At 59.4% G+C, this 17,958-nt stretch carries 18 protein-coding genes; 12 read left to right on the forward strand and 6 right to left on the reverse strand.

Features of this window, described 5'->3' with window-relative positions:
- Nucleotides 1-177: 177 nt before the first annotated feature.
- Both ABIB90_RS12475 and ABIB90_RS12480 read right to left on the reverse strand, forming a co-directional pair.
- Complete coding sequence (locus ABIB90_RS12475; protein WP_354160527.1) at nt 178-651, reverse strand: YkgB family protein; 474 nt, start codon at nt 649-651, stop codon at nt 178-180.
- An 826-nt stretch (nt 652-1,477) separates the two neighbouring features.
- Nucleotides 1,478-2,089 (reverse strand): MarR family winged helix-turn-helix transcriptional regulator, encoded by a 612-nt coding sequence (locus ABIB90_RS12480; RefSeq protein WP_354200749.1) that lies wholly within the window; start codon nt 2,087-2,089, stop codon nt 1,478-1,480.
- Nucleotides 2,090-2,230: 141 nt separating this feature from the next.
- On the opposite strand from ABIB90_RS12480, the gene ABIB90_RS12485 reads away from it, so the two are divergent.
- The 12 genes from ABIB90_RS12485 to ABIB90_RS12540 all read left to right on the forward strand — a co-directional run bounded on the left by ABIB90_RS12485 (nt 2,231) and on the right by ABIB90_RS12540 (nt 13,756).
- Nucleotides 2,231-2,749, forward strand: a complete 519-nt coding sequence (locus ABIB90_RS12485; RefSeq protein ID WP_354160152.1) for a flavin reductase family protein — start codon at nt 2,231-2,233, stop codon at nt 2,747-2,749.
- A gap of 21 nt (nt 2,750-2,770) precedes the next feature.
- Nucleotides 2,771-4,240, forward strand: a complete 1,470-nt coding sequence (locus ABIB90_RS12490) for a 4-hydroxyphenylacetate 3-hydroxylase family protein (RefSeq protein WP_354160154.1) — start codon at nt 2,771-2,773, stop codon at nt 4,238-4,240.
- Between the two features lie 16 nt (nt 4,241-4,256).
- Nucleotides 4,257-4,637: a cupin gene (locus ABIB90_RS12495; protein WP_354200750.1), complete on the forward strand. Its 381-nt coding sequence runs from the start codon at nt 4,257-4,259 to the stop codon at nt 4,635-4,637.
- 55 nt (nt 4,638-4,692) lie between these two features.
- The gene (locus tag ABIB90_RS12500) at nt 4,693-6,081 is read left to right on the forward strand and encodes an ABC transporter substrate-binding protein (RefSeq protein ID WP_354200751.1); all 1,389 of its coding nucleotides are present in this window, start codon (nt 4,693-4,695) and stop codon (nt 6,079-6,081) included.
- A 50-nt stretch (nt 6,082-6,131) separates the two neighbouring features.
- Nucleotides 6,132-7,031 carry a branched-chain amino acid ABC transporter permease gene (locus ABIB90_RS12505; RefSeq protein ID WP_354200752.1) on the forward strand — a complete coding sequence of 300 codons (900 nt, stop codon included), beginning with the start codon at nt 6,132-6,134 and terminating at the stop codon, nt 7,029-7,031.
- Nucleotides 7,031-7,954: a branched-chain amino acid ABC transporter permease gene (locus tag ABIB90_RS12510; RefSeq protein WP_354200753.1), complete on the forward strand. Its 924-nt coding sequence runs from the start codon at nt 7,031-7,033 to the stop codon at nt 7,952-7,954. Before ABIB90_RS12505 ends, ABIB90_RS12510 begins: the two co-directional genes overlap by 1 nt.
- Nucleotides 7,951-8,697 carry an ABC transporter ATP-binding protein gene (locus ABIB90_RS12515; protein ID WP_354160163.1) on the forward strand — a complete coding sequence of 249 codons (747 nt, stop codon included), beginning with the start codon at nt 7,951-7,953 and terminating at the stop codon, nt 8,695-8,697. The genes ABIB90_RS12510 and ABIB90_RS12515 overlap by 4 nt, the downstream gene beginning before the upstream one ends.
- Nucleotides 8,697-9,389 carry an ABC transporter ATP-binding protein gene (locus tag ABIB90_RS12520; protein ID WP_354160165.1) on the forward strand — a complete coding sequence of 231 codons (693 nt, stop codon included), beginning with the start codon at nt 8,697-8,699 and terminating at the stop codon, nt 9,387-9,389. Before ABIB90_RS12515 ends, ABIB90_RS12520 begins: the two co-directional genes overlap by 1 nt.
- Entirely contained in the window at nt 9,373-10,056 is a 684-nt protein-coding gene (locus ABIB90_RS12525) for a DUF2848 domain-containing protein (protein WP_354160529.1), read from the forward strand. The genes ABIB90_RS12520 and ABIB90_RS12525 overlap by 17 nt, the downstream gene beginning before the upstream one ends.
- The gene (locus tag ABIB90_RS12530) at nt 10,053-11,435 is read left to right on the forward strand and encodes an amidase family protein (protein ID WP_354200754.1); all 1,383 of its coding nucleotides are present in this window, start codon (nt 10,053-10,055) and stop codon (nt 11,433-11,435) included. The genes ABIB90_RS12525 and ABIB90_RS12530 overlap by 4 nt, the downstream gene beginning before the upstream one ends.
- A gap of 27 nt (nt 11,436-11,462) precedes the next feature.
- Nucleotides 11,463-12,887: a UbiD family decarboxylase domain-containing protein gene (locus ABIB90_RS12535; RefSeq protein WP_354200755.1), complete on the forward strand. Its 1,425-nt coding sequence runs from the start codon at nt 11,463-11,465 to the stop codon at nt 12,885-12,887.
- Between the two features lie 287 nt (nt 12,888-13,174).
- Nucleotides 13,175-13,756, forward strand: coding sequence for a UbiX family flavin prenyltransferase (locus tag ABIB90_RS12540; protein ID WP_354200842.1), 582 nt, complete (start codon nt 13,175-13,177; stop codon nt 13,754-13,756).
- Nucleotides 13,757-14,024: 268 nt separating this feature from the next.
- Here ABIB90_RS12540 and ABIB90_RS12545 read toward each other — a convergent pair whose 3' ends face one another.
- The 4 genes from ABIB90_RS12545 to ABIB90_RS12560 form a co-directional block, all read right to left on the reverse strand.
- On the reverse strand, nt 14,025-15,422 hold the full coding sequence (locus tag ABIB90_RS12545) for a dihydrolipoyl dehydrogenase family protein (protein ID WP_354200756.1): 1,398 nt from the start codon (nt 15,420-15,422) through the stop codon (nt 14,025-14,027).
- Between the two features lie 46 nt (nt 15,423-15,468).
- Nucleotides 15,469-15,795 (reverse strand): hypothetical protein, encoded by a 327-nt coding sequence (locus ABIB90_RS12550; protein WP_354160173.1) that lies wholly within the window; start codon nt 15,793-15,795, stop codon nt 15,469-15,471.
- Nucleotides 15,796-16,572: 777 nt separating this feature from the next.
- Nucleotides 16,573-17,298 carry an alpha/beta fold hydrolase gene (locus ABIB90_RS12555; protein ID WP_354160175.1) on the reverse strand — a complete coding sequence of 242 codons (726 nt, stop codon included), beginning with the start codon at nt 17,296-17,298 and terminating at the stop codon, nt 16,573-16,575.
- Nucleotides 17,299-17,373: 75 nt separating this feature from the next.
- A complete protein-coding gene (locus ABIB90_RS12560; protein ID WP_354160177.1) occupies nt 17,374-17,700 on the reverse strand; it encodes a putative quinol monooxygenase in 327 nt (108 codons plus the stop codon).
- Nucleotides 17,701-17,958 lie beyond the last annotated feature (258 nt).

Raw genomic sequence — 17,958 nt, forward strand, 5'->3', positions numbered from 1 at the left:
GCGCGATCTACGGGATCGAGCTTGAGAATCACCATCGAGCATTATCTGACGCGAGGGCAGCGGCTCATCTGTTGAATTTAATCAATAAGAAGCGCGAAGGCGGCGTCTCGGCAGACGCCGAGCAGGCTGCTTAGTTGCATTCTGGACAGGTGTCGCCCGTGCCCTCAAGGACTTCGGTCAGCGCAAGGTTCGCGGCAATGACGCGAGAAATAGCACTACGCATACGCACAGTAGAACTATATCCTTGAACAGGAACTCTCCCGCCAAATTCCAGGCCATCGGATCGGTCGAAAGGCTCCACTTCACGACGCCGGGTGTCGTAAAGAAGAAAGACCACGTAATAGCGAAAGTAACCACGCCGAGGAGCGACCCCAAAGCTGAAAGAAGTGGGCTGAACGCGCCTGCTACGAGCATCGCCGCAATAACGAACTCCGCAACTCCCAAGAAGTAAGCCTCGCCTCTCAAGCCGAGCACGGACAGCCAGGAAATGAAGGGGCTGTTGGTTATGAATTGCGCGATGCCTTGTGCCGATTGGGGTGTAAACTTCTGCATTCCGAACGACACGAATATGACAACCATGACCCACCTCAGGATGCCCAGCAATCGATAAGATCCCGTGCCTCTTTCGGCAATATTGAACATTTCATTCATCAGAGCGCTCACCTCTAGTTGTCGCGCTGCGATCTTCTGCATCACAGGCTACACTCTGTACGCAGGCTTCATCGACCCGTTACGCGCGGGGCTGTTGATGAAGGGTCACAATATTGTGCAAAGCCCGTTGGGAATAAGATGTATCGCTCTGCCGCGAGACGGCTTCAAGCCCAGATTGCCGCTTCTGGTCCATGGCTGACCTAAGCGCTCGCTCTTGCGATATCCGCAAGTGACCGACTGTGTTGAAGCAAGCGCCACGGGCATGGTCGACGTGGTGGTCCTGAAACTGGCCTGCATCTGAACTCTAAACATGCGGATTACGGTCCGACGCTTACTTCGTTGGCTAGTCTGCACGAGCCGATACATCCAAAAGGCTTGCTACATCGCGGTGGCAAGAAGGCAAGGACCTCCGAGACGCTCCCACAGCAAAGGCCCGTGTCATCTCAAGGCGGATGAGAGCACCACGTCGATAAGGCGCTGACGTAGGAACGTACGGGCCATTTGCATAATGGTCGGGCTGTAGGCGTCCAACAATTTGTCCAGCGAAACCTCCAACAAGATTCGATATCGTGTCGTAAGACATCGTTTTATATGGTGTAATCGATGGGTGCTAAGCGCCTCCCCCGCTCCGCTCGGGGCTCTTCACCGCTCCAGCACAATAAGCCTTGTTACGGCAAGCACTTCCGCAATTTTGGGAAAGCGACACAGTCGTCCCACGGCGAAATCCGTACAACGGCTGTACAAATCTTGCCGGGGTTCAATGGTGGACCATTGCTGCAGCTCATTGAGCGACGGCTTCACTAGCTAATCAATCGCCCTATTGGCGTTACCGACTGTTACCAAGCGTCGCTCGCGGCTTTTTGCGGGAGGTCGGCAAATTCGGTCCGGAAGCCCGCTGATCCTCCTGAAACTTGAGCGTCGCTTGAACATGTTCGGCGAGCTTCAACGCGCTATCGGCGTTCGCAGCAAGACGAGACAGCAGCTGGGACAACACTTTGAACTCCTCGCGCGTCAACACCCCAAACAACGCGTCGTTGACTGGACGTTGCAGGGCGGCAAGGCTGATCAATTGATCCACTCCGTGTTGGGTGAGGGCAAGTTGTACCCGCCGACCATCGCCCGGATGGGGGGTCTTCTGGATCAGGCCGTCGGAAACCAGCTTGTTGATCTCGTTGGTAACGAAGGCGCCGCTTAGATACAGCCTTTCGGCGACCTGATTGACCCCCATCGGCTCCTCCGCCGTCGAATTCTTGATTGCGATGAGGATCAGATACTGGGTGGGCGACAGGCCGGCAAAGCTCGCGAACGTTTCACGGGCGGATTCCAGGCTGCGTCCGAACGCGAAATAGTCGTAGAGGAGACCGCGAAACGTGCGGTCCCCATTTTTGTCGAGCAGCTCAAGCTTCGACGCTGTCAAAAGCGCATCGACCACGGTCATTCTCCCCCGCGAACGGCATTTCGCTGGTTTTCTCTAAAAAGCATGCATGTGCCCCCGCAGCAAGGGGCTTGACATCCTCAAATAGCTTTGGCAGAAAGCTAGTTGAGAATTATAAATCGGGCAGGACAGCGAGGTTGTCCCATGGAGGACCGTGCATTCAGGCGCGCGCTCGGCGAATTCGCCACTGGCGTTGCGGTGGTGACCGCGCGCGGCAAGGGCGAAGAGCTTATCGGCGTGACCATGAGTTCGTTCAACGCCGTCTCACTCGATCCGCCGCTCGTTCTTTTCAGTGTCGACCGCAAGGCGCGCAGCCTGCCTGCGATGCTCGATGCCAAGGGCTTTGCGGTGAACATCCTGGCGCGCGACCAGGAAAGCATCTCCAACCAGTTTGCGCGCGCCCTCTCCGACAAATGGGACCAGGTGAAGATATCGGTCGGTCATGCCGAGGCCCCGCTGATCTCAGGCGCGATGGTCCATTTCGAATGCGCGACCTACGCGAACTATGACGGAGGCGACCACGTCATCTTCGTCGTCCGCGTCGTCCGCCACACGACCCGCCCTGAGGCCGCTAAACCCCTGATCTTCTTTCGTGGTCGATATCGCGATCTCATCGATGAATCCGAGCGCGAGCCGACCTGGCCGCTTCCCATTCATTACTAAATTCGAACCGGAGGAACCGCGATGCGTAGCGCAAAAGAATATTTGTCAGGCCTGAAGGATGGCCGCACCATCTACATCAACGGAGCGTCGGTCGGCGATGTGACAACGCACCATGCCTTCCGCAATCTCGCCGGTTCGATGGCGGGTCTGTTCGACTTTGCTGGCGCTTCCGAGAATGCGGATCTGATGACTTTCACGACGGACGCCGGGCGTGCCAACCGCATCTGGCAGCTGCCGGCGACCTACGCTGATCTCGTCAAGCGACGGAAGGCGCTTGAGGCTTGGGCTGCGTTGCATGCAGGCTTCATGGGCCGCGCTCCGGATCACGTCGCATCCTGCATTTCCGGACTCTACATGGGGTTGGACGTCTTCAAGGACTACGATCCGGCCCGCGCCGGCGCGCTCGAGAGCTACTACCACCATGCGCGCGATAACGATCTCTACCTCACCTACGTCATCATCAATCCGCAGGCGGACCGTTCGAAGGGTGCGGCCGAACAGGCGGACCCGTTCCTGACCGCTGGCGTCGTCGATCGCGATGCCGAAGGCATTACGATCCGTGGTGCCAAGATGCTGGCCACCGGCGGCGTCGTTGCCGACGAGGTCTTCGTCACGACCATCCAGCCGATGCGCCCAGGTGAGGAACGCTACGCGATGTCCTTCGCGATTCCGATGAGTACGAAGGGCCTCAAGATGCTGTCACGCAAATCGTACGAAGATGCGGCGGGCGCGGTGTTCGACAATCCCCTGTCCAGCCGGTTCGACGAGAACGATTCCGTTCTTTATTTCGACGACGTGAAGGTGCCGTGGGACCGCGTCTTCGTCGAAGGTAATGTAGAAATGTGTCAGAAGCAGTTTCATGCCACGCCTTGTCACGTGTACCAGAACTATCAGGCGATGGTTCGGCTGAGCGTGAAGCTGAAGTTTCTGACGGGTCTGGCGCATCGGATCGCCGAGATGAACGGCGTCACACAGTTCCCACAGGTGCGCGAGATGCTGGGTCAACTCGCGGCGGAGACCGGCATGGTGGACGCGCTGGTCGCGGCCATGGAGGCGAAAGGCACACAGGTTGGTCCTTATTTCATCCCGGACCGGCACACGCTCTATTCCGCACAGGTGCTCACGCAACAACTGTACGCGCATGTGCTCAACACGCTGCGCGAACTCGCCGGCGGCGGCATGATCATGCTGCCCTCCTCAGTTGCCGACTTTGCCAACCCGGACATTGCGGCGTTGATCGGCAAAACGCAGCAGTCGCCGAAGGCCAACTCACATGATCGCGTGAAGTTCTACAAGCTCGCCTGGGATGCCGTGGGCTCCGAGTTCGGATCGCGTCATCAGCAATACGAGATGTTCTACTCCGGCGCGACCTTCGTCACCAAGGGACACTCCTATCGCACCTATGACTGGGCCGGCGCCGATCGGCTGGTCCAGGGCATGCTCGATTCCTACGACCTCAATGGCGTCTCATCCACCAGCAAAGCCGCCTGAATCACGGAGACCACACATGTCTGTCAACAAGAAGCACGACGAATTCCACGCGCTCGACATGAGCGTCGGTTGGGAAGTGCCGGCCGGCTACCCGGCGGGAATCCAGCAGAAGATCTTGGCGGGCGGACTCGACGAGGGCAACCGGCGCGGAACGCGCACCCGGCTGCTGCGCTTCGCGCCGGGTGCCTACACGACCTCGCCATTCTCACACGAGTACTGGGAAGAGGTCTATCTCGTCTCGGGTGACCTGATCGTCGGCAATGACGAGAAGGGGGAGGGCGGTGAGAGTTTCCGACCGAACACCTATGCCTGTCGGCCACCGCACGCCCCGCATGGGCCGTTCAAGTCCGTCAACGGATGCCTGCTTTTGGAGATGCACTACTTTGATCCGGTTTAATGCGGGTTGGCAATCGCCAACAACGTCCATTGGCCGACCAAGGGGAAGAACAGTTATGGTGTTCAAAGATATTTCCATTGCAGTTGTGCGTTGCGGGTCGTCACTTCGTTTGCTCTTCAGATTGGATCGCGGACTACCGCGGGCCAATCTTCGGCTGGTGGTCGACGGTCTCGCGGGTGCACTCGCGTTCGGAGTGGTGGCGACAACTCCAGTTGCGGCGCAGGAGAAGCCGAGTTCGGTCGGGCTGGGTATCTTCACCTTCACATCTGGTCCCGCAGCTGCCTTTGGCTTGCCAGGAAAAAATGCAGCCGACCTAATGATCGAACAGATCAATGCTGAAGGCGGTATCGCGGGCGTGCCGGTGAGTGCGACCTATGTCGACGAAGGGCAAGGAACGCAGGGCGTCATAGCCGAATATCGGCGCTTGGCCGATGAGGCAAAGAATCAGGTGCTAATTGCGGCGTTGTCGAGCGCTAACTGCTTGGCGCTGGCCCCCCTCGCTGAACAGTTAGAGGTTCCAACCGTAGCCTGGAACTGTGACACTCACCAACTTCTGGTCGACGGAAAAAGCAAATATATGTTCCGTCCGAACGGCAACACCGTACCTGAATTCATCGCCTACGCGCTCTATGTTTTGGAGCGCAAGCCAAACATGAAGACGGTTGCCATCATCAATCCGGACTACGCCTTTGGCCATGACGCAGCCAAGATTTTCACAGCAGCGCTGAAGGCGTTGAAACCCGACGTTGAGATCGTCGCCGAACTATATCCCAAACTCGGCTCGCCAAACTATCAGACGGAAATTTCGCGCCTTACTGCCGCGCGCCCGGATGTCGTCTTTTCCAACCTCTGGGGTGCGGATCTCGAAAACTTCGTGCGCCAGGCCGCACCGCGCGGGCTTTTCACCTCCAGCCAGGTGATCCTCGCCGTCGGCGAAACTGTGCTGCAACGCGTTCCGTTGCCCGACGGTGTGATTATTGGTGTTTTGGGTGATGGCTGGTGGATGTCGCCGGATGCCAAGGCCAATCCCGAGACCGCCAAATTTGCTGAAGCATACAAGACTCGCTTTGGAGAGTATCCGGTTTCCCCATCCATTAAGATGGCCAATACCTTGGTGTACGTGAAGGAAGCCTATAAGGCCGCGATGTTGAAGAATGGCGGCAAGTGGCCGACGCGATCAGAACTCGCAAGCGCCATGCAGGGGAGCAAGGTCGCGACCCTGACTGGCACTGTGCAAACCCGCGCCGACAATGACGGGCTTGCCGACCAGATTGTCGGCGTCACTGTGAAAACGCCAGCGTATCCGTTCCCAGTAATTGGCGACATGGTCCGTTACAAGGGCGATAGCCTGATGCCGCAGGTCGGTCAGGATCCACTTGCTTGGATTTCGACGCTGACGCCGGAGTTCACGAAGACACTGCCTAAGCCGGGAAGCTACAATTAAACAACGATGGTCACCCGCTTGCTTTCTCCTATCACGTGAGGCGTAAGCCGATGTCAAATGCGATCGTTCCCTTGTTAGTGGATAGCCTTGCAAGCGCCGCGTTAATCTTCTTCGCGGCAGTTGGCCTGACCTTGGTGTTCAGTGTGCTGCGCGTCCTCAACGTAGCTCACGGGAGTCTCTATTCGATTGGAGGTTATGTCGCCGCGTCGATCTGCTTGTTCATTGCGAGCCGGCAGCTCAACCCATGCCTGTCGTTTGCGGCGCTGTTCTTCAGCGCCGTCTTCGTCGCGGCGATTTTCGGTCCGTTGATCGAGCGCAGCCTGGTTCGCTGGACCTACGGGAAGTCGGAAGCCGTCCAGATCCTGGTCACCTTTGGGCTGTTTCTCATTCTGGAAGATCTGCAGCGCATCATCTTTGGCGTGCAATCCTTCTACGAGGATACACCGATGCGATTGCTCGGCATTTCAAGCATTGGAGGGATCGTCTACCTGAATTACCAGATCGTGTTGATTGCGATGGCCCTGCTGGTCGTGATCGGCCTGCGGCTGCTGATCAACCACACTCGGCTCGGGCGCCTGGTTACGGCCGTCGTAACCGATCGGGAGATGGCACAGTCGATTGGCATCGACACCAACAAGATATTTATCCTGGCCTTCTCGCTCGGCGTATTCCTTGCGGCGCTGGGAGGAGCCTTGGCGACTCCCACGTCCGGCGTCGCGCCGGGACTTGGCGCTGACACTATGGTGCTCGCCTTTGCGGTGGCGGCGATCGGTGGCCTCGGACAGATCGAAGGCGCCGCAGTGGCTTCGCTGATCGTCGGCCTGGCACGCGTCCTCGCGATCTATCTGGCGCCTTCGCTGGACGCGGTCGCGCCCTATTTGGCAATGTTGGTCGTTCTCCTGATCCGCCCTTACGGCCTGTTCGGATCGATGACGGTGCGGAGAATATGATGCGCACAATCCTTACTGCGGGCGCGATCCTCACCCTCGCCGTGCTTCCAATCTTTGCCCCATGGTTGCAATTCGTGCTGACACTTGCAATCGCCAAGGGCTTGGCGGCGCTCGGTGTTGCGGTTCTCCTCCGCGGCGGACTGATCTCGATCGGTCATGCCATGTTCTTTGCCGCGAGCGCCTATAGCGTTGCATTTTTGGCACGGGCTGGCGTTAATGATTTCGGGGTGCTCTTGGTTCTCGCTGTGCTGACCGCCGCGCTAGTGGGAGCCGTGGCAGGTTCGTTCCTCGTTCGCTATCGCGCGATCTTCTTCGCGATGCTGAATCTCGCCGTCTCCATGGTATTCTACGCGCTGTGCGCCAAGCTTTACGGCGTCACCGGCGGGACTGACGGCATGCCCATCCCGATTCCCGGTATCTTCGGCATCGCAATGGCCGAGCCTGTCTTCAAGAGCGTTCTGTTCTATCTGAGCCTGATGCTGATGGTGCTGGTCGGCTTTGCTGTTCAGCGCTACCTGAACAGCCCGTTGGGTCATGCGCTGTCGGCCGTCCATACCAATGAAATCCGGCTTGAATATCTCGGGATTCCGGTCTGGGCAGTTCTCCTGGTCGCCTACGTCATTTCGGCGGCACTGGCCGGGCTCGGCGGCGCAATTGGGGGATTCGCGATCGGTCGTGTTGTGCCAGATTTAGCATTCTGGACCGCGTCCGGGCATCTCGTGCTAATCGCAGTGCTTGGCGGGATCGGTGGCGTGCCCGGCGCATTTCTTGGCGCACTGTTCCTGGAGTTGCTTCATAGCGTAGCAGCCAGCGTGACCGACGCTTGGAATCTGATCGTAGGCATGGCGCTGATCATCGCGATCATGTTCATGCCGCAAGGACTCTATGGGCTGTTCTCGCGCAAGGAGGCGTCGAGCCTATGAAGCAGCCTATTCTCGAGGCCAAGGATCTTCACGTCAGCTTCAACGGGGTCAAGGCCGCGGATGGTGTGAGCATCGCGATTCACGAAGGTGAGTGTCTCGCGATCATCGGACCAAACGGATCTGGCAAGACGACGCTGCTCAACATCTGTACCGGCTATATCAGGCCGAGATCGGGTAGTGTGCAGCTCGACGGCCGAGATATCACCCGGCTTTCGCCGCGCGCCATCGCGCGCCGCGGCGTCGCGCGGGCCTTCCAGATTCCGCAGCTGTTCTCGGCGCAGCGCGTGATCGAGAATATGATGCTGGCGCTGGCGGCCAACGAAGGCCTGTGGAGCGCGGCCCGCCCGCTGGAGACGGCCGCGCGGCGCGGGGAGGCGGAAGCGCTGCTCGGCCTGGTTGGCCTTGCCGACGACGCTGAGCGGATCAGCAGCACCTTGCCCGAGGGGCATCGTAAGCTCTTGGACATCGCGGTCGCGCTGGCGCTCAAGCCACGGCTCTTGTTGCTGGACGAGCCGACCAGTGGCGTTAGCGCGCTGGAGCGGTTCCCGCTGATGGAAGCGCTGATGAATGCGTTACGCCAGCGCCGGATCACGGCGCTATTCGTCGAGCACGATATGGACGTGGTCGCGCGCTACGCGAGCCGCGTCCTGGTCTGGAACTCCGGTAACATCATGGCCGAAGGGCGGCCCGACGAAGTGTTCAGCAATGTGCAGGTTCGCGAACGCGTCGTAGGGGTGGCGTGATGCTGAGCCTCGACAGGGTCAACGTATCGATTGAGGGCGTTCGCGTGCTGCGCGGGGTCAGCTGCGACATCCTCGAGAGCAGGACGACGGTGCTGATCGGCCGCAACGGTGCGGGCAAGACCACGACGCTACGCGCGATCATGGGTCTTCTCGACCTCGACGGCGGTTCCATCCGTCTCGACGAGGATGACCTCGGCCGCATGCCGGCCCATCATCGTGCTCGCTCCGGGATCGGCTATGCGCCCGAGGATCGCCGCCTGATTCCCGAGTTAAGCGTGCAAGAGAACATTCGCCTTCCGGGTCTAGCGCTAAAGCTAGACAGAGCGGAGATCGCGCACAGGCTTGACGAGGTCTATGGCTTGCTTCCCGAATTGCATGTCATGCGAGCAAGGCCGGCCGGCGGCGTCTCCGGCGGGCAAGGCAAGATGGTGGCGCTCGGCCGTGCACTGACAGTCGCGCGCAAGGTGTTGCTGCTCGATGAACCGTTCCAGGGCCTGGCCCCGGCGCTGGCGCTCGACTATGCGCGCACGCTCGGCGAGTTGCGCAAGCGCCGCCCCGAGCTTGCCCTGCTGATCACCGAATCGTCGCCGGCGTTGCTGGACCGGATCGCCGATCGGACGCTGCAGATCGAGCGTGGCGAAATCCTCTCGACATCGACCAAGGATAGGGAAGCGCATGTTGCTGCAGTTTGACCGCATCGCAAAAGACCGGACCGACCATGTCGGCGTCGAGATCAATGCCCTCGTCATCGCGGGGTGGGCGGGCCGAGACGCAGCGGCGATCGAACATCACATCGAAGAACTCGCAGCGCTCGGCATTCCACGTCCCTCGACGACACCGCTCTACTACCGCGTTGCGGCGCAGATATTGACGCAGGAAGCCAGCCTGACCGTGCTGGGCCAAGATAGCTCGGGTGAAGTGGAGCCGATCGTGGTCGCGATGGCCGACGGGCTTTGGATTGGCATAGGATCCGACCATACCGATCGCAGGGCCGAGGCATCGGGCATCGCGCTGTCGAAGCAACTCTGCGGCAAGCCAGTCGGCGCGCAGCTTTGGTCCTACCCCGATATCGAGGGGCATTGGGATCAACTGATGCTGCGGTCATGGGCCACCATCGATGGAAAGCGCGTGCTCTATCAGGAGAGCCCGGTTTCCTCCCTGCGCACACCGCGCGATCTGATCCGCCGCCACACGGGCGCGGACACGCTGCCCGCCGGCACGCTGATGTTTTGCGGCACGCCTGGCACGATCGGTGGCATTCGGCCGGGGACGCGGTTCGAGATGGAGCTGCAGGACCCTGTCCTCAATCGTGCACTCACGTATGGCTATGAAGTTGCCGCGCTGCCGATCATCTCTTGATCGCCACACCCAAGAACCGTTCGGAAGCAATGACAGACACGCGAGCCAATGCAAGTCCTTCGGCCGTCGCGCGGCTCGAGCTGACACTTGACCGCATTCGGTCGCTCGAGATGGAGGGCAGCAGGTCCTTTACCGCCATCTTTGCCGACAGTGCGCAGCGGGAGGCCGAGGCAGCAGACCAGCGCGCCGCCGCCGGGTCGACGCGCGGACCGCTTGACGGTCGCATCGTCTCAGTGAAGGCATTATTCGACGTTGCGGGCACAGTGACAAGCGCGGGCTCCGCTGTGTTGCGTCGCCTGCCAGTCGCGGCTCGTGACTCTGCCGTCGTGGCGAATCTGCGCGCGGCGGGTGCGATCATCGTTGGCAAAACCCAGATGACCGAGTTTGCCTTCTCCGCACTTGGCACGAACCCGCACGACGGCGTGCCAGGCAATCCGCGCGACCGCAACCGTGCGCCCGGAGGTTCGTCGTCGGGGGCCGTGGTGTCGGTGGTCGACGGCATGGCTGAGATCGCCATTGGTAGTGATACCGGTGGATCAATCAGGATCCCCGCGGCGCTATCGGGAGCGATCGGCTTCAAACCGACGAGCGGTCTCGTGCCGACGGTTGGCGCTTTCTCGCTGTCATCGAGTCTTGACACGATTGGCCCGATCGCCTTGAGCGTTTCGGATTGCGCGGCCGCCGACATGGTGCTGTCGGGACAGCGAACGCCGTCAGGACTGCGGCCCGCGTCTCTCGGGACCTTCTCTCTCAGCGTTGCCCGCGGTCGGATCTTTGAGCGCTGTGAGCCGGAGGTGGTTAATGCGTTCGAACACGCAATCCAGCGGCTGCGGTCCTACGGCGTGCGGATTGCGGAGAGATCAATCGACGCAGCTCTCGACGACCTTGCGCAGATCGATAGGATAGGAACGTTTCCATCCATCGAAGTCGCCGCAACGCTGCGCGGCCTCGGGCTTGAGAGTCTCGATGGGGTCGATCCGAAAACCCGGGTTCGCATCGAGGCGGGTGAGGGCATCCTCGCTGTCGACTATGTGCGCATGATGCGGCTTCGCCGCGCCGCCGTACAATCCTTCGAGCAGTCCTTCGCTGCGAACGAAGTCCTCATTCTGCCAACGACACCGATCCGCGCGCCGCTTTTGTCGGCGCTTGAGGACGATGCGACATTTCATGAGCTCAATGGGCTTGTCCTCCGCAACCCTCGCATCGCCAATCTTCTTGACTGCCCCTCGATTTCGCTTCCCTTACCCCTCGACGGTCTACCCGTCGGATTGATGCTGATTGGCCGCAGGAACACGGACCGGCGCCTGTTGGAGACTGCGTCCACCGTCGATTCAATGTTGCAACGTGGCGGGCACGCCAACGACATCGAACCGTTCTGATCAAAGAATTGAAGTAAAGGGAACGAAATGACCGAAGCGGCTGTCTTCACGCCAAGCGATCTACCAGTGGCTAAGCCTTCCAAGCCGCTTGAAGCCAGCTTGCGCGACTATCTTCATACTCACGCGAACTCCGTCGTCCGAATTCGTAAGCCCGTTGGCCTACGCGACATTGGCGCTCTATCCGCCCAAACGGACGATCCAATCCTGTTCGAGAATGTCATCGAGGCGCCTGGCTTCCGTGTCGCAGACATCCTGGTGAAAAACCGCGAAAACCAGGCGCGCGCGCTTGGCGTTTCACGCGAAGACTATTTAAAGACGCTGGCGTATCGGCTCAGGCTGCCACCGCGTCCCTTGGTGAAAGTTTCCGGCGGCCCAGTCAAGGAAGTTCGCTGGCTCGGCGTCGATGCCGACCTGACGCGGCTGCCGATCCCCTTTCACAAGGAAGGCGATGCGCAACCTTACATCACGCTCGCGAACATCATTCGGGATCCGGAAACCGGATTTCTCAACTCCAACCACGCCGGCACGACCGTTACCGGCCGCCATAGCGGCGCGATCAGCTTCGCAACACCGCACAGCATCCGCATCATGAACAAATATCGCCAGATGGGTGAGACCAGGATGCCGATCGTGATGATGGGCGGCGTACCTCCGGCCTACGAGATCATGGCCAACTACTCCGGCCTGCATCTCGACCTCTGGGGCGAGTTCGACATGATCGGCACAATCATGGACCGCGATATTGAAGTCGCTGATGCGGAGACCGTTCCTCTTCCGGTTCCAACTCAGGCAGAGGTGATCATCGAGGGTTACGTCCACTTTGCCTCGCAAAAGGTCGGTGCGGTTACCTCGCCGAGCATGTACCACCTTCCTCAGCACGAGCATGTGCCGACCTTGGAAGTCACCGCGATCACGATGCGGGAGGACAGGCCCATCTATCGAAACCATCAAACGTGTCCGGCAACCGACCATCAGACGTTACCTCGGCTCTGCCATGAAGCGATACTGTACAATCGCCTTAGCGAGATGGGGCTTGCCGTTAAGGACGTACGTTTTCCGACCTGGGGCGCGGCGTTGTCCTGCATCATACAGTTCGACTACCGTCATGATGGTTTTGTCAACGACGCATTGATGATGGTGATGGGCGCGCCCTGGATTAACACCAAGCTTGTTATTGCGGTTAGTCCCGACACCGATCTGGACGATCCTGCGGACGTTTATCACGCGATCGCGACCCGTTGCGACCCGGAGCGCGATACATTCGTGGTGCCCCGCACGCGCGGCTCGCTCTATGATCCATCCGCGACGCCCCTGCCGGCGGAATTTTATCCATATCGCGTGGTCGGGAAGATGGGGATCGATGCGACGATCAAGTCACGGCACGACCGTAATGATTTCAAGCGCGCCTGGCCGATGAATTGGGGGAAGGTCAAGCTTTTGGATTTTCTCTGATTGGGCCCGGCGCGATAGCGGGATGCGAGAGCCCGGAAGGAGGCATCATGAGCAGGTTGCATAACGAATTCTTCGGTCTCTATCCGGATTTCAGCTCGACCACTTGTGCGGTGCGGTCGCTCGCGGGCCTGTCTGGACCGTTCACTTGCGAAGTGGATGCTGGTTTATGAGGACTCGAGTCGGAAACGGCCATGCCGAGTGATCATCGTTCGAATTCGGACTTAGTACGCCCGCATGCGTTCGCGGAGCACGATGGGCCCAGAAGCAGGCGTCTTGAGAGCCAGCCGCTGAATCGGAGACTGGTAGTTGGAATCAGCGGTGCGTCCGGTGCTGTTTACGGCGTCCGCCTGCTCGAGTTGCTCCGAGCGGCTGGGGTGGAGACACATTTGGTAATGTCCAACGCGGCGAGCATTACTCTTGCCCACGAGGTCGGAAGGCCCCTGTCCGAAGTCAGAGCTCTTGCTGATCGGAGCTATGGTCAAAAGGATTTGTCTGCGCCCATTGCAAGCGGCTCCTTTCGGACGTCCGGAATGATCATTGCGCCCTGCTCGGTGCGGACAATGTCTGCCATCGCGGCAGGTGGCGCCGAGGGACTGCTTGCCAGGGCTGCCGATGTAGTGCTGAAAGAACGGCGGCGGCTAGTTCTCCTCCTGAGGGAAACGCCGCTGCACTTGGGGCACCTTCGTGCAATGACCGCCGTTGCCGAGATGGGTGCAATCATCGCTCCGCCGGTCCCTGCATTCTATGCAAAGCCAAAAGGTTTGGAGCAGATGATCGACTACACGCTCGGCCGCGTACTTGACCTGTTCGATATCGATATGGATTTGGCCGGCCGTTGGGAAGGCTTGCATTCATCGTCGACGAAATAGCGTGCTTAGCAACGCAGAGGTTGAGTTCCATCGCGCCTTGCGAGCACATGCAGGCGCGGGGCGCGGGACCGCTTCGTCTCGACGAAAGCTGCGGCAATTTACGAATGAGATCCATCGGCTCTGGGAAATCGCCAAGCTCGACGAAGCGCATACGTCCTGAGTCGAGGAAGGTCTGCTCCGCGGGCAGAAGGATGCATTTGCGACCGACCGAAACCCGAACTTGACGATCTAGACGGAGGATCTGCTGCCATGGTTGTGGAAAGCCGCTCTAAGCTTGACGCTCAGGGATGGCAGCGAACAAAAGCCCGAGGCCTTCCGCATATGTAAGGTGCGCAATCACTGCATCACGCAGTTTCGTGTAAGATAATCTCGCGATTATTGCTGTCTGAACCGCTGCAAGCACTTCGCCGGCATCGGCGCCGATCATGGTGAAACCAAGCACGCGATCATCACTCGCGCTCACAATTGCTTTCATCCATCCGCGCGTTTCCTCCGTCGCTTCGGTTCGCAGGACCCGACTCATTGGCAACTTCGCGACGCGAACCGGGATGCCTTGCCGCTTTGCCTCGTCTTCAGAGAGGCCAACCCGCGCGAGGGGCGGCTCAGTAAACATAACATATGGGACGAGGCGATCGTCCGTTCTACGATTGCCCCCCGCCATATTCTCGCGAACAATCCGAAAATCATCGACGGAAACATGCGTGAACTGCGGGCTGCCGGCGCACTCGCCGATCGCCCAGACGCCCGGGGCACTTGTTTCCAAACGTTCATTCACGCGGACGAAGGCTCTCGCGTCCAGCTCGACCCCAGTTTTTTCCAGCCCGATACCGGCGGTGTTGGCAACCCTGCCGGTAGCTACGAGCAGGTCGCTTCCCTCGATGGTCTTCTCGGCGTCCTCAGTGCGCAGCGTGACCGTCACGGCATCACCCGACAGCCCCTTCACCAATATCGGCTTCACGTTGGTCAGAACCTCGACGCCCTCGCTCGTCAGGATGCTATTCATCTCCTGAGCGACGTCCGCATCTTCACGGCCCATGGGTTGCCGCCCGGGTTCAATAATAGTCACTCGACTGCCGAGCCGCCGATAGGCTTGTGCCATCTCGATCCCGACATATCCGCCACCGAGAATGATCAGGTGAGAGGGCAAATAGTCGAGTTCGAGGGCTTCTATGTGCGTAAGAGGGCGAGACGTTGTCAGGCCCGGAATGTTGGGAATCGCGGCATGAGTGCCGACGTTGATGACCACCTGCAGGCCGGCGAGTGTGCGCGTGCCCCCGTCGTTCATCGCCACTTCGATGGTCTTCGGACCAATGAACCGACCATTCCCCATGATCAGTTCGGCACCGCTCTCTTCATAGGCGTTCAAGTGAGCGGCAATCTCCCTGTCGATCATATCTTGTTTCCGCCCACGCACCCTCCGCATGTCTGTTTGAAGGCCGCCCACGTTGGTGCCGAAATGCGCAGCATTCCGGGCCACATGAGCGACTTTCGCGCTCCAAATCTCGTTTTTGGATGGCAGACAAGCCACGGCGGGACAGGATCCGCCGACCCACCGACGCTCGACGACGGCAACTCTCTTGCCAGACTTGGCGAGGTGCCAAGCGAGCAGCTTGCCGCCCTGGCCACTGCCGAGGATCACCACCTCGAATTGTTCGTTGTGAGGCATAGCGACCCTCCTACTAGTCTACTGGTGGACTACCGAGATGTGAGCGTTACGTTTTCTCGTTGGCCTCTTCGCTTTCCGAGAGCGCGCGATAGCGCGCCAAATCGGGGTCCCCATCGAGGTAGAGTCCAATGAAGCCCCGGTAGCCGAAATCGTCGCGCAGAAGCACGAGCAGCCGATCCAAATCCTTGTAGGTACGATCGTCCTTGTCGCCCCAGGTCCGCAACGGCAGGAACTCGCGTCTCCAGCTCGGCCGAACATAGGCCAAGTGCTCGATCGTACCATCGATAGTCTTGGTGATGATGAGGACATTGCGCAAGTGCCCGCCGCTTTGCAGCTCCTGCTTAATTTCCCCTTCCTGTAACCCGCTCGTCAAGGGTCGCTCCCGCAAGTTGATCGCCCAAAGGCGGAGACCACAACGGGGCAGACTTCCTTGCGCCTACCAATCCGCACTCGCCTCGCGATATGCGGCTCAGAAGACTTGGAGCGAGTCGAACTGCTCCACGGCGAAGCTGCCTCCGGCCCGTGTCTATCAGTGAAGGGGGCGACCCTGCGAGCCCGACAATGAGGCGACGCGCACCGACAAGCGTTTCAATCCTGTCTTAGCTTCCTAATATCGACGGTATATATGGAAGTCGTTGTTTTTATTTTTGTGGCGACCATCGGCGTTACCGCACGGGCGGGAATGCGCAATTTCAGAGAAAGTCATTATATATCAATTTCTTACTTCTTGTGCCTCATGGCGGCGATCAGGCGTCGTAGGAGAATGAAAGCGAGTATGCCGCATGTGGTAGCGGGTAATTTCATAAAAACACCGGCGCGTGGCAGCTGTTGCGCCATGCGGCCGCTTGCCCGGCGAGAAACCCTCCAAAACGACCAATCCGTCAGCAATGCTCGAAGTCGGCAGGATCGATATCGGAACATTGTCTTTTTGAAAAACGCCTGCATTCAATACGACGAGGTCAGGGGGAAGTCAGTTCGCACGCGATCGGACGCGACGGCCTCCAGAGAAGCCTCGACGGATCGACCCTCTTCGCTCGCTGTGCGTACGACGCTGTCGAACTCGCGCAGATAACGAAGAGGGAATTCGATGCCCGCGGGATGCGCCGCCGCGGCCGCCGCAGCGTGGGAACCGCCGCGCAAGAGACCGCCGTTATTTCGCGGCTGCGCTGGCCGCCTGTATGATCACGTCGGCCACCACGTCCGGGTTGGAGACGGTGACAGCGTGCGAAGCCCTGACCTCAATGACGGTGGAGCGGGCACGATCGGCTTCGAACTTCTGTTCCGCCGGAGGAATGGCGAGATCCTGCGTGGTCAAGATTTGCCAGGTAGGCTTGGTCGCCCACGCAGCGGACGTCAGCTTCTCGGTCAGGCAGGCGAAGTCCATGTGGCGTTGGGTGGCGAGCAACATGGCGGCCTCGCTTGCGGGCACATCGGCGGCGACCTGGCTGTGGAACTTGTCGGCTTGGTAGAGGAGATACCTGCCACTGCTTCCGTCGGGCCGGGTGTAGGGGATCACGTCGGTGGACGTTGGGAATGAGCTGCCGGGAAACCGTTCGATCAGTTGGCTTGGAGCCTCCCCTACCGCGGGCAAAATTGAGCCCGCGTACACGAGGCCCTTTACCTTTTCATCCCCGCCGGCCTCGGTGATGACGGCCCCGCCGTAGGAGTGGGCCACCAGGATCATGGGTCCCTGAATTCTGTCGATCACGCTACGCAGATAGGCGGCATCGACCGCCACACCCAGCAGCGGGTTGGCGAAGGCGACGACCGGGTAGCCATCGCGCTGGAGCCGTTGGATTACTCTATTCCAGATCGACGCGTCTTCGAAGGCCCCGTGCACAAGCACGATAGTGGGCTTGGTTGATTTGCTATTCATTGTGATTTCCTTCTCAGGAGGGTTGGGCAGGAGGTGGCGCATCAGCTGCCTTGTGGGGAGCCGCAGAACGGCGCCTTACTTCTCGGCGATCATGTGAAGCCGATGAACCTTTGGAGCCACTGCGAACAGTTCGTCCGCACGCCCGAAGAGTGCCTTCGCAAGCTCTCCGTTCAGGTGGGCGTCGCGCCCAACTTCGTCCTTGAAGGTGTCGATGATCGCATAGACGCCGGGCTCTTCTTCCTTCGCCGCATACCACGACACGATCCCGGCCTCGGCCTTCGCCATCACGGCGCCCTGCTTCAGGAAGGACTCGACGTCCGCTTCCCTTCCCGGCCTTGCCTTCAACTCAACATAGAAGCCGAACTTAACCATTCGATTCATCCTTTCGCCGTCGTCTGACATAGATGCGCATCTTCAACGCGCGACTTCTTATCAAAACCTTTGCTGACCATGAAGGCGTTTTTTAAGAAACACCTTTTCAATAACGCTAGATTTTTCGCCATTCAGAGATTCTTGTTATCATTAAATATGCTGTAATATCAGTATACTATGCGATATGACTGGATATTCGGAAGGGGCGAGTCGGGGGAGATATAAAAACGATATCGTGATGATAACTCATCGCTCTCCGATGAGGCCGCCAGGCGCTTGGTCTTGCTC

The organism is Bradyrhizobium sp. JR4.1 (assembly GCF_040548605.1).
GTDB lineage: Bacteria > Pseudomonadota > Alphaproteobacteria > Rhizobiales > Xanthobacteraceae > Bradyrhizobium > Bradyrhizobium canariense.